Annotated in this window: 11 protein-coding genes; 6 read left to right on the forward strand and 5 right to left on the reverse strand. The window is 59.9% G+C overall.

Translation table 11 applies throughout. From position 1 onward, the window contains the following. The first annotated feature begins 12 nt into the window (after window positions 1-12). The 4 genes from fucI to fucR are packed head-to-tail and all read left to right on the forward strand — an operon-like array spanning window position 13 to window position 4,457. Complete coding sequence (fucI, locus tag RTE01_RS12020) at window positions 13-1,788, forward strand: L-fucose isomerase (protein ID WP_041147006.1); 1,776 nt, start codon at window positions 13-15, stop codon at window positions 1,786-1,788. 51 nt (window positions 1,789-1,839) lie between these two features. After that, on the forward strand, window positions 1,840-3,258 hold the full coding sequence (fucK, locus tag RTE01_RS12025) for an L-fuculokinase (protein ID WP_134528634.1): 1,419 nt from the start codon (window positions 1,840-1,842) through the stop codon (window positions 3,256-3,258). Between the two features lies 1 nt (window position 3,259). After that, window positions 3,260-3,682, forward strand: coding sequence for an L-fucose mutarotase (fucU, locus tag RTE01_RS12030; protein WP_134527546.1), 423 nt, complete (start codon window positions 3,260-3,262; stop codon window positions 3,680-3,682). A 58-nt stretch (window positions 3,683-3,740) separates the two neighbouring features. Then, entirely contained in the window at window positions 3,741-4,457 is a 717-nt protein-coding gene (fucR, locus tag RTE01_RS12035; protein ID WP_041147009.1) for an L-fucose operon activator, read from the forward strand. A 63-nt stretch (window positions 4,458-4,520) separates the two neighbouring features. On the opposite strand, the gene rlmM is transcribed toward fucR, so the two are convergent. From rlmM to gcvA, 3 genes are read right to left on the reverse strand one after another with little or no spacing between them, the layout of a single operon-like run. Next, complete coding sequence (rlmM, locus tag RTE01_RS12040) at window positions 4,521-5,621, reverse strand: 23S rRNA (cytidine(2498)-2'-O)-methyltransferase RlmM (RefSeq protein ID WP_076945971.1); 1,101 nt, start codon at window positions 5,619-5,621, stop codon at window positions 4,521-4,523. Beyond that, window positions 5,614-6,009, reverse strand: a complete 396-nt coding sequence (locus RTE01_RS12045) for a DUF423 domain-containing protein (RefSeq protein WP_041147011.1) — start codon at window positions 6,007-6,009, stop codon at window positions 5,614-5,616. Before RTE01_RS12045 ends, rlmM begins: the two co-directional genes overlap by 8 nt. Window positions 6,010-6,028: 19 nt before the next feature. Next, window positions 6,029-6,946, reverse strand: coding sequence for a glycine cleavage system transcriptional regulator GcvA (gcvA, locus tag RTE01_RS12050; RefSeq protein WP_041147012.1), 918 nt, complete (start codon window positions 6,944-6,946; stop codon window positions 6,029-6,031). A 434-nt stretch (window positions 6,947-7,380) separates the two neighbouring features. Here gcvA and csdA point away from each other — a divergent pair, with 434 nt between their 5' ends. Further along, window positions 7,381-8,586: a cysteine desulfurase CsdA gene (gene csdA / locus RTE01_RS12055; protein ID WP_141335052.1), complete on the forward strand. Its 1,206-nt coding sequence runs from the start codon at window positions 7,381-7,383 to the stop codon at window positions 8,584-8,586. Then, window positions 8,586-9,026 (forward strand): cysteine desulfurase sulfur acceptor subunit CsdE, encoded by a 441-nt coding sequence (csdE, locus tag RTE01_RS12060; protein WP_115191994.1) that lies wholly within the window; start codon window positions 8,586-8,588, stop codon window positions 9,024-9,026. The genes csdA and csdE overlap by 1 nt, the downstream gene beginning before the upstream one ends. Window positions 9,027-9,032: 6 nt before the next feature. Here the strand turns inward: csdE and tcdA are convergent, their stop codons facing one another. Continuing rightward, complete coding sequence (gene tcdA / locus RTE01_RS12065) at window positions 9,033-9,848, reverse strand: tRNA cyclic N6-threonylcarbamoyladenosine(37) synthase TcdA (RefSeq protein ID WP_041147015.1); 816 nt, start codon at window positions 9,846-9,848, stop codon at window positions 9,033-9,035. Window positions 9,849-9,916: 68 nt separating this feature from the next. Then, entirely contained in the window at window positions 9,917-11,014 is a 1,098-nt protein-coding gene (gene mltA, locus RTE01_RS12070) for a murein transglycosylase A (protein WP_041147016.1), read from the reverse strand. Window positions 11,015-11,228: the final 214 nt, after the last annotated feature.

The following is an 11,228-nucleotide window of genomic DNA, read 5'->3' on the forward strand; positions in this document are numbered from 1 at the left end:
GAGGAGTCTGGAATGAAAAAAATCAGCTTACCGAAAATAGGCATTCGCCCGGTCATTGACGGACGTCGCATGGGCGTACGCGAGTCGCTGGAAGAGCAGACCATGAGCATGGCGCAGGCCACCGCCGCGCTGATCGGCGAAAAGCTTCGCCACGCCTGCGGCGCGCAGATCGAGTGCGTCATTGCGGATACCTGCATCGCCGGTATGGCGGAGTCTGCGGCCTGCGAAGAGAAGTTTAGCCGCCACAACGTCGGCGTGACCATTACCGTCACCCCCTGCTGGTGCTACGGCAGCGAAACCATCGATATGGACCCAATGCGCCCGAAAGCCATCTGGGGCTTTAACGGCACCGAGCGCCCGGGAGCGGTCTATCTCGCCGCCGCGCTGGCCGCCCACAGTCAGAAGGGCATTCCGGCCTTCTCGATCTATGGTCACGATGTTCAGGACGCGGACGATAGCGCGATCCCAGCGGACGTCGAAGAAAAGCTGCTGCGCTTCGCCCGCGCCGGGCTGGCGGTTGCCGCCATGAAGGGCAAAAGCTATCTCTCCGTCGGCGGCGTATCCATGGGGATTGCCGGCTCCATCGTCGATCATAACTTCTTCGAATCCTGGCTCGGCATGAAGGTGCAGGCGGTCGATATGACCGAGCTGCGTCGGCGCATCGACCAGAAAATTTATGATGAGGTGGAGCTGGAGATGGCGCTGGCGTGGGCGGATAAAAACTTCCGCTACGGCGAGGACCAGAACGCACAGCAGTACAAACGCAATGCCGAGCAGAGCCGGGCAGTTCTGAAAGAGAGCCTGCTGATGGCGATATGCATTCGCGACATGATGCAGGGCAACGCGAAGCTGGCGGACAAAGGGCTGGTGGAAGAGTCGCTGGGCTATAACGCCATTGCCGCCGGTTTCCAGGGCCAGCGCCACTGGACCGATCAATACCCGAACGGCGATACCGCCGAGGCGCTGTTGAACAGCTCGTTTGACTGGAACGGGGTGCGCGAGCCGCTGGTTGTCGCGACCGAAAATGACAGCCTCAACGGGGTGGCAATGCTGCTGGGTCACCAGCTCACCGGCACCGCCCAGATCTTTGCCGACGTCCGGACCTACTGGTCACCGGATGCAGTTGAACGGGTGACGGGTCAGCCGCTTACCGGGCTGGCGCAGCACGGCATTATCCACCTGATCAACTCCGGCTCTGCGGCGCTGGACGGCTCCTGTAAACAGCGCGATGCCGCCGGCAACCCGACCATGAAACCGCACTGGGAAATCTCGCAGCAGGAGGCCGACGCCTGCCTCGCGGCCACCGAGTGGTGCCCGGCGATCCACGAGTATTTCCGCGGTGGCGGCTACTCCTCACGCTTCCTCACCGAAGGCGGCGTGCCGTTTACCATGACCCGGGTCAACATCATTAAGGGCCTGGGGCCGGTCCTGCAAATCGCCGAAGGCTGGAGCGTCGAGCTGCCGAAAGAGATGCACGACCAGCTGGATGCGCGCACCAACTCCACCTGGCCAACCACCTGGTTTGCGCCGCGTTTGACCGGCAAGGGCCCGTTCAGTGACGTCTATTCGGTGATGGCGAACTGGGGGGCAAACCACGGCGTGCTGACCATTGGCCACGTCGGCGCGGACTTTATCACCCTCGCCGCCATGCTGCGTATTCCGGTCTGCATGCATAACGTGGAGGAGGCGAAAATCTATCGCCCTTCAACCTGGTCAGCGCACGGGATGGATACCGAAGGTCAGGACTACCGCGCCTGCCAGAACTATGGCCCGCTGTACAAACGTTAATACGTTCCGCCCTTTCATCGCGAAAGGGCTTTTTTTGTTTCAGGAGCAATGATGAAACAAGAGGTTATTCTGGTCCTCGATTGCGGGGCAACCAACGTCCGGGCCATCGCAGTCGATCGGCAGGGGAAGATTGTCGCCCGCGCATCGACCCCCAACGCCAGCGACGTCGCGGCGGAAAACGGCGCCTGGCACCAGTGGTCCCTGGAGGCGATCCTCCAGCGCTTCGCCAGCTGCTGCCAGACGCTCGCGGCTGAGCTCGCCGCCTGCCGCATTCGCGGTATTACGGTCACCACCTTTGGCGTCGACGGGGCGCTGGTCGATGAGCGCGGCGCCCTGCTCTACCCGACGATCAGCTGGAAATGCCCGCGCACCGCGGCGGTGATGCGCGACATCGGCAGAATAATGCCGGCCCAGCGGCTGCAGGAGATCTCCGGCGTCGGGGCCTTCAGCTTCAATACCTTATATAAGCTGGTATGGCTGAAAGAGAACCACCCGCAGCTGCTGGAAAAGGCGCACGCCTGGCTGTTTATCTCATCGCTTATCAACCACCGCTTAACCGGCGAGTTCACCACCGATATCACCATGGCGGGTACCGGCCAGATGCTGGATATTCACCGGCGCGAGTTTAGCCCCGAGATCCTGCAGGCGGCGGGGATCCCGCGCCGCCTGTTCCCGCGGCTGGTAGAGGCGGGAGACAAAATCGGCACCCTTCAGCCCGACGCCGCCGCGCTGCTGCAGCTCCCCGTCGGGATACCGGTATTCTCCGCCGGGCACGATACGCAGTTTGCGCTGTTTGGCGCCGGCGCCCAGCAGGACGAACCGGTGCTCTCCTCCGGCACCTGGGAAATCCTGATGGTGCGCAGCGCCGGGGTTAACACCCCGCTGCTAAGCCAGTACCCCGGCTCAACCTGCGAACTGGACAGCCAGCCCGGCCTGACCAACCCCGGGATGCAGTGGCTGGCGTCCGGCGTGCTGGAGTGGGTGCGTCAGCTGCTGTGGACGCCGGAGACGCCGTGGCACACGCTGATTGAGGAAGCGCGCCTTATTCCCGCCGGCGCCGAAGGCGTGAAGATGCGCTGCGATCTGCTGGCCTGTCGGGACGCGGGCTGGCAGGGCGTAACGCTGAATACCACCCGCGGCCATTTTTATCGTGCCGCGTTGGAGGGCCTAACCGCCCAGCTGCAGAGCCACCTGCGCAGCCTGGAGAAAATCGGCGGCTTTAAGGCCAGCGAGCTCCTGCTGGTGGGCGGCGGCAGCCGTAACGCGCTGTGGAATCAAATTAAAGCCAACGCGCTGGATATGCCGGTTAAGGTGCTCGATGACGCGGAAACCACCGTTGCCGGCGCGGCGATGTACGGCTGGTTTGGCACCGGCGAGTTTGCCAGCCCGGAACTGGCCAGAGCCGAGGTGCACTACCGGTACCGCTACTTTTACCCACAAACCGAACCTGAACTGATAGATGAGGTATGACATGCTAAAAACTATCTCGCCACTCATCTCCCCCGAGCTGCTTAAGATCCTGGCCGAGATGGGCCACGGGGATGAAATTATTTTTTCCGACGCCCACTTCCCGGCCCACAGTATGGGGCCGCAGGTCATTCGCGCCGACGGGCTGCTGGTCAGCGATCTCCTGCAGGCGATCGCGCCGCTGTTTGAGCTCGACGGCTACGCGCCGCCGCTGGTGATGATGGCGGCGGTGGCGGGCGACGCGCTCGACCCCGACGTTGAGCGCCGCTATCGCGATGCGCTCTCCCGGCAGTCGCCGTGCCCGGAAGTCATCCGCATCGATCGCTTTACGTTCTACGAACGGGCGCAAAAAGCCTTTGCGATCGTTATCACAGGGGAGCGCGCGAAGTACGGGAATATTCTTTTAAAAAAAGGAGTAACGCCGTAATCTCATGCCGGAGCGCCCGCCTGATGCGGGCGTTTATTGACTGACAGGGTGAGAGAAAATGAAAGCGGCACGCCAGCAGGCGATAATAGACCTGCTGATCAACCACAGCAGCCTGACGACCGAAGCCCTATCGCTGCAGCTCGCGGTCAGTAAAGAGACGATTCGTCGCGACCTCAGCGAGCTGCAGTCGCAGGGCAAAGTGCTGCGTAACCACGGGCGCGTCAAAATCATTCATCGCCAGAGCCAGGACAGCGGCGATCCGTTCCACATCCGCCTCAAAAGCCACTATGCCCACAAAGCCGATATCGCCCGCGAGGCCCTTGCCTGGATAGAAGAAGGGATGGTTATCGCCCTCGACGCCAGCTCCACCTGCTGGTATCTGGCCCGTCAGCTCCCGGACGTCAACCTGCACGTGTTTACCAACAGCCAGCCCATCTGCCAGGAGCTGAGCAAGCGCGAGCATATCCAGCTCACCTGCTCCGGCGGCACCCTGCAGCGCAAATACGGCTGCTACGTCAGCGCTTCGCTTATCCCACAGCTCCGATCGCTGGAGATCGATCTGTTCGTTTTTTCCTGCGAGGGCATCGACAGCAACGGCGCGCTTTGGGATTCAAATACGGTTAACGCCGAGTTCAAGTCCCTGCTGCTCAAGCGGGCGGCGCAGTCTTTGCTGCTGATCGATAAGAGTAAGTTTAATCGCTCGGGCGAGGCCAGCATTGGCCATCTCGATGACGTGACGCACATCATTTCTGATGAGCCCATCGCGGCAAAATAGCCGGCAGGAGAAGGGAGAGGAGAGCCCGGATAGCGGTGCCGCTACCCGGGAGACGACGCGAAGCTAGCGCTCGTCGCGACGACCGCCAACCGCAGCCCACAGGCGGCGAATATGAACGGTGACTTCTTCACGATCGTGATACAGCTGGCGCGCCTGAATCTGCGCGTTAATGCCGTGCTCATCCAGCTGTTCCTGGATGTAGGCCAGATTGCGCGACAGCTCTTCATAGCGCTTTTTCATCGGCAGCTTCAGGTTGAAGATAGTCTCGCGGCACCAGCCGTTGACCAGCCACTGCGCCATCAGCGCCGCAACCTTAGCCGGCTTTTCCACCATGTCGCACACCATCCATGAGATGTTGCTGCGGGTCGGGCGGTAGCGGAAGCCATCTTCACGCAGCCAGGTCACCTGTCCGGTATCCATCAGGCTCTGCGCCATCGGGCCGTTATCGACCGACGAAACCCACATGTTGCGCTTCACCAGCTGATAGGTCCAGCCGCCGGGACAGGCGCCAAGATCCACCGCATACATGCCGTTGCCCAGGCGCTCGTCCCACTCATCGGCCGGGATAAAGACGTGGAACGCCTCTTCCAGCTTCAGCGTAGAGCGGCTCGGCGCATCGGCAGGGAATTTAAGCCGCGGGATCCCCATATAGAACGGGGAGTTGTTGTTGGAGTAGGAGTAGCCGGTATAGCAGCAGCCCGGAGCGATAAAGAATACGTGCACCACCGGACGCTTCGTGGTTTCGTAGCTGGTCAGCACGCCCGCTTCACGCAGGGCCGCGCGCAGCGGAACCGTAAGCTTACGGCAGAACTTCATCAGCTCTTTGCTTTCATTGGTATCGGCCACTTCAACCCGCAGGTCGCCACCCTTCTCCACCACGCCCTGCAGCATGCCGACAATCGGCGTGATGCGATCTTCCGGCGGCAGGTCTCGAAGCAGTTCGCCGACCACAAACATCTGGCGGGCAAAGACCAGCGAGCTGAACGGCAGTTCGCGCGCCAGCTTGTCGCCATCTTCCATCTGATAGCATTCAAAAATCACGTACCCGGCGTTATCTTTCACGCGGGCAAAACCAAACACCTCAAGGCGGGATGCCTTATCGGTAATTTCTGCTGCGCACTCCTTCTCAAACCCGGGGCGACAATAGAGGACAACCTTATTCATGAACAACGCCCTTACGTTTCAGACGAATTGCACCAATTAACATTAAGACCCAACCGGCGAGGAAGCTGACGCCTCCCACCGGCGTAACGAACGCCCACAGGCGTAAATGCGACAGCGCCAGGCAGTAAAGGCTGCCGCTGAACAAAACGGTTCCCAGCGCCATAAAGACGCTGCTCCAGTAAAACCAGATGCTGATGCGGCGCTGCATCGCCACCGCCAGGCCAAAAATGGCCAGCGTATGGAAGGCCTGGTACTCAAGGCCGGTATGGATCCAGCCCATTTCCGCAACGCCCAGCGACCGGCTTAACACGTGCGCGCCGAAGGCGCCCAGAGCAACAAAGATAAAACCGCTTATCGCGGCGAATATCAGCATAAAACGGCTGGTCATGTTATTACCCTACAATCATTTATTGTTCGTAACGAAAACGAAATTTTTCTTGTTCACTTGCCGCTTTCGCCAGTATCCACTGCCGGAAGGCGGCTATTTTACCCAGTTCAGCCTGACTGTCATGACAAACCAGATAAAAGGCATTTTTACTGACCAGAACATCATTAAACGGACAGACCAGACGGCCGGCTTCAATTTCGGACTGGGACATCACGTTATTGGCGAGCGCGACCCCCTGTCCATGAATGGCCGCCTGCAGCACCATTGCGCTGTGGCTGAAAATCGGCCCCTGCTGGACGTTAATATGGCTTAGACCCAGCTGGCGGGTATAAGTTTGCCAGTCGCGACGGGAAGCATCGTGCAATAGCGTATGTTGCGCCAGATCCGCAGGCGTTTTCAACGCTTTGTCACCGGTCAGCAGCACCGGCGAGCAAACCGGCAGCAGATACTCGGCGTACAGTTTTTCGACGCGCAGCCCCGGCCAGTTGCCGCGACCGTAGAAAATCGCCACGTCAACGTCATCCGCCAGCTTGTCCTCCTGACGGTCCACCGCCTGGATTCTGACATCAATTCCCGGATAAGCTGAGTTAAAGCTTGAAAGGCGCGGGACCAGCCACTGAATCGCAAAACTGGGCAACAGGCTGACCGTTAACGCCCCTTTTGCGCTTCGCGCCTGCAGTTTACGCGTCGCCTCCGTCAGCTGCGAAAAAATATCTTTAATATCCTGGAAATAGCTCTGGCCCTCTTCCGTCAGCAGCAGCGATCGATTGCGCCGCCGAAACAGCTTCAGCCCAAGAAAGTCCTCTAGTGACTTGATTTGGTGACTTACTGCGGCCTGGGTCACAAAAAGCTCATCGGCTGCGCGAGTGAAGCTTAAATGACGTGCGGCTGCATCAAAAACACGTAATGCATTCAGAGGTGGTAATCGCTTTGACATGGTTATTCTGGCTTAGATGTTAAGGCAATTTAACAAACAGGAAACAACGTTTAACCTATTAGTTTTTTTTATCTGAGCCATTATAATTTGTCCGTTGAGGTTCTACCAGCAAATACCTATAGTGGCCGCACTTCCTGAGCCGGAACGAAGAGCTTTTTTTGGAATGCGTGTTCCAACAAGCTTTTGGCTTACGGTTGTGATGTTGTGTTGTTGTGTTTGCAATTGGTCTGTCTTTGCGGACCATGGTGGCTAAGCTACCCCCTTTTCACTTCCTGTACATTTACCCTGTCTGTCCATAGTGATTTAATGTAGCACCGCAACGCGCGGTGCTTTTTTTTGCCCTGAATTTCCCCTCTCTTCCTTATCCGGTGCTTGTCAGCCTTGCCCTGACGGATAAATTGCGCGACGATCGTCGTATTGCAACGAGGAGCTCCATGAACGCATTCAATCCCGCTCAGTTTCGCGCGCAGTTTCCGGCTCTGGCCGATGCCGGCGTTTACCTTGATAGCGCGGCGACGGCGCTAAAGCCGCTGGCCACCATCGAGGCCAGCGATCGGTTCTATCGCCTCAGCGCCGGTAACGTGCACCGCAGCCAGTTTGCCGCCGCCCAGCGCCTGACCGAACGTTATGAAGACGCCCGCAAGCGCGTCGCGGCGCTGCTTAACGCGCCGTCGGGCAAAGATATCGTCTGGACCCGCGGCACTACCGAAGCCATTAACATGGTGGCGCAGAGCTACGTTCGCCCGCGCCTGCGGCCCGGCGACGAAATCATCGTCAGCGAAGCGGAGCATCACGCCAATCTGGTTCCCTGGCTGATGGTGGCCGAGCAAACCGGCGCCCGGGTGGTGAAGCTGCCCATCGGCACCGATCGCCTGCCTGACGTGGCGAGCCTGCCCTCCCTGATCACGCCGCGCAGCCGGGTGCTGGCCATTGGCCAGATGTCTAACGTGACCGGCGGCTGCCCGGATCTGGCGCTGGCGATCCGCCTCGCGCACGAGGCGGGAATGGTGGTGATGGTCGACGGCGCGCAGGGCGCGGTGCATTTCCCGGCCGACGTCCAGAATCTGGATATCGACTTTTACGCCTTCTCCGGCCATAAGCTGTACGGCCCGACGGGGATTGGCGCGCTGTACGGTAAAAGCGAACTGCTGAACGCCATGTCGCCGTGGCTCGGCGGCGGTAAAATGATTACCGAAGTCACGTTCGACGGGTTTAAAACCCAGCCCGTCCCCTATCGGCTGGAGGCCGGCACGCCAAACGTCGCCGGCGTCATTGGCCTGAGCGCGACGCTGGAGTGGCTGCAGGAGACCGATATCGCCCAGGCCGAAAGCTGGAGCCGCAGCCTGGCGACGCTGGCTGAAGACGAGCTGGCGAAACGCCCGGGCTTCCGCTCCTTCCGCTGCCAAAGCTCAAGCCTGCTGGCGTTTGATTTCGCCGGCGTGCACCACGGCGATATGGTGACGCTGCTGGCGGAGTCCGGCATCGCGCTTCGCGCCGGGCAGCACTGCGCCCAGCCGCTGCTGGCGGCGCTTGGCGTTAGCGGCACCCTGCGCGCCTCGTTTGCGCCTTATAATACGCAGGATGACGTTTACGCGCTGGTGCATGCCGTTGACCGCGCTCTGGAAATTTTGGTGGACTAATGACGACTCCCAACCCGCAGAACCATCCGTTTGGCACCGCTATCACTGAAGCGACGCTGCGGCAAACCTTCGCCCCGCTGAGCCAGTGGGAAGATAAGTACCGCCAGCTGATTGTGTTAGGCAAAAAGCTGCCGCCGCTGGCGGACGAGGTTAAAGCCCGCACGACGGAGATTGCCGGCTGTGAAAACCGCGTCTGGCTGGGGTATAGCGTGCGCGACGGTCGGCTGCATTTCTTTGGCGACAGCGAGGGGCGGATCGTTCGCGGCCTGCTGGCCGTGCTGCTGACGGCCGTTGAGGGGAAAAGCGCCGCCGAGCTGCAGGCGCGCGATCCGCTGGCGCTGTTCGACGAGCTGGGGCTGCGCGCGCAGCTGAGCGCCTCTCGCGGCCAGGGCCTCGCCGCGCTGGGCGCCGCGGTGCTTGCCGCGGCCCGCGAGGCTTAACCCGAGCTAAAGCGCCTGGCCCTGACGCCCGGCTTTCGCCAGCATTTTCTTCAGCGCATGCGATACGGCGACAAAACCAAAGGTGGCGGTAACCATCGTTGCCGCCCCAAAGCCCGACGCGCAGTCCATTCGTTTGGGGCCTTCCGCGCTGCTTTTCATCGCGCATACGCTGCCGTCGGCCTGGGGATAAACCAGCGCCTCGGTCGAGAACACGCAGTCGATGCCGAGCTTGCCCTTACTGTTTTTGACCACTCCGAACTGGCCCTTCAGGCGCTCGCGCAGCTTCGCCGCCAGCGGATCCTGAATCGTTTTCGCCAGGTCCGCCACCTGAATCTGGGTCGGATCAATTTGCCCACCCGCACCGCCGGTAGTCACCAGCGGCACCTTATAGCGACGGCAGTACGCAATTAACGCCGCCTTCGGCCGCACGCTATCGATAGCGTCAATCACGTAGCTGAAGCCCGCGCCCATATATTCGGCCACGTTCTCCGGCGTCACGAAATCGTCAATCACCGTCACCTGACATTCAGGGTTGATCAGCCGGATGCGATCCGCCATCACCTCGGCTTTCGCCAGCCCGACGTTGCCGCCCAGGGCATGAATCTGCCGGTTGGTGTTGGTGACGCAGACGTCGTCCATATCGATAAGGGTAATGGCGCCAATCCCGGTTCGTGCCAGCGCTTCTGCGGCCCAGGAGCCGACGCCGCCGATGCCTACGACGCAGACGTGCGCGTCGGCAAAACACTGCAGCGCTGATTCACCATACAAACGCGCCGTCCCACCAAAACGCTGGCGCCAGGCGTCGCTAATTACAACAGACATATAACCTCAGAATAAAATGGCCGCTTCCCCGACGCGCGCGTGCCGTCGGGGAAGCGGAGAAAGGAGTGTTAGCCGCTAAAGACGTTGCCCGTGCCCGGGGCGTTTTTCAGCACCCAAACGCGGCCATAGTGGTTATACCAGCCCGCGCGATGCCCGGCATCCGCACCGATACCCTGATAGATATCGAAGTGCTGGCCTTTAATCGCGCCGCCGACGTCCAGCGCAACCATCAGGCGCAGCTCGTACTGACCGTTAAACTTGCCTTTATTATCCAGCAGCGGGACTTCCGCCAGCAGGGTGGTTCCCGGCGGGATAATGCTGCGGTCAGAGGCGACCGACGCGCGGCCAATCAGCGGTACTGCGCTGGCGCCTTTCACCGGGGCGAAGGATTGCGGTTTAAAGAAGACGAAGGACGGGTTCTCTTCGAGCAGCGCGCGCACTTCGGCTTCGCTATGGGTTTCACCCCATTCGCGGATCGCCTGCATCGACATATCTTCTCTCTTTACTTCACCGCGATCGATAAGCACTTTACCGATGCTGCGATACGACCAGCCGTTCTTCCCGGCATAGCTGAAGAAGTTCAGCGGCGAGCCGTCGCCAAAATCGATATAGCCGCTGCCCTGGACATCCATAATGAAGTTGTCCATCAGCGAGTTGCTGTAGGCCAGGATATAGCTGTCGCTCAGCCCGCCGGCGTAGATGCTGGCGCGGGACGGAAGCTTGCCGCGCTTCGGCGGCATGCGGTAAATAGGATACTGGAACTCACCCTGGCGGGTGTGGCGCGCCTGCACCACCGGGGTGTAGTAGCCGGTAAACTGCACGTTGCCGTAGCTATCGGCGCCCTGCATCTGCCAGGCGTCAATGCCGTACTGGCTCAGCGTGCGGGTATCGCCGCCGGCGCTTAGCCACTGCTGCAGGGAGTTATAGACGTTGCTCTGGCTATTATAGAGGCGCGGAGAGGCGCTGCGGATCTGCCTGACCTGTTCGGAGAAGTCGCCCGCGTTAATTGGCGTGCCGACCGCATCAGGTTGGTTAACCAGTGAAAACGGCTGGGTAAGCTTTCCTTCATTATACTGCTGACCGCGATCGGTCGGTTTCGAGGAGCAGCCGGCGAGCATCGCCAGTATTGCTCCGGTTGCCACATACTTTGCCCAACATCCTTTCATGGTATCTCTTCTTTTGCCGCTTAGTACCGGTTCGTGATGAGGGAAGATAACAAACCGCCAGGGCTATTGAAATGCGATAAAGCAGCACAAATACAAAATCGGCTAAAAAACGCGCTAAAAACGGTTCTTTCTACACCATTCATTACAAAATTATCGATTTAGCTGAAAAAGGGTTGCATCAAAACGTTAGCAGAGTATAGTGCGCATCCACGGA

This window comes from Klebsiella terrigena (assembly GCF_006539725.1).
Taxonomy (GTDB): domain Bacteria; phylum Pseudomonadota; class Gammaproteobacteria; order Enterobacterales; family Enterobacteriaceae; genus Klebsiella; species Klebsiella terrigena.

Excerpts from the sequence above, each read along its gene's own strand:
- fucI (WP_041147006.1), top strand. The coding sequence starts at position 13 with ATGAAAAAAATCAGCTTACCGAAAATAGGCATTCGCCCGGTCATTGAC.
- fucK (WP_134528634.1), top strand. The coding sequence starts at position 1,840 with ATGAAACAAGAGGTTATTCTGGTCCTCGATTGCGGGGCAACCAACGTC.
- fucU (WP_134527546.1), top strand. The coding sequence starts at position 3,260 with ATGCTAAAAACTATCTCGCCACTCATCTCCCCCGAGCTGCTTAAGATC.
- fucR (WP_041147009.1), top strand. The coding sequence starts at position 3,741 with ATGAAAGCGGCACGCCAGCAGGCGATAATAGACCTGCTGATCAACCAC.
- rlmM (WP_076945971.1), bottom strand. The coding sequence starts at position 5,621 with ATGAATAAGGTTGTCCTCTATTGTCGCCCCGGGTTTGAGAAGGAGTGC.
- RTE01_RS12045 (WP_041147011.1), bottom strand. The coding sequence starts at position 6,009 with ATGACCAGCCGTTTTATGCTGATATTCGCCGCGATAAGCGGTTTTATC.
- gcvA (WP_041147012.1), bottom strand. The coding sequence starts at position 6,946 with ATGTCAAAGCGATTACCACCTCTGAATGCATTACGTGTTTTTGATGCA.
- csdA (WP_141335052.1), top strand. The coding sequence starts at position 7,381 with ATGAACGCATTCAATCCCGCTCAGTTTCGCGCGCAGTTTCCGGCTCTG.
- csdE (WP_115191994.1), top strand. The coding sequence starts at position 8,586 with ATGACGACTCCCAACCCGCAGAACCATCCGTTTGGCACCGCTATCACT.
- tcdA (WP_041147015.1), bottom strand. The coding sequence starts at position 9,848 with ATGTCTGTTGTAATTAGCGACGCCTGGCGCCAGCGTTTTGGTGGGACG.
- mltA (WP_041147016.1), bottom strand. The coding sequence starts at position 11,014 with ATGAAAGGATGTTGGGCAAAGTATGTGGCAACCGGAGCAATACTGGCG.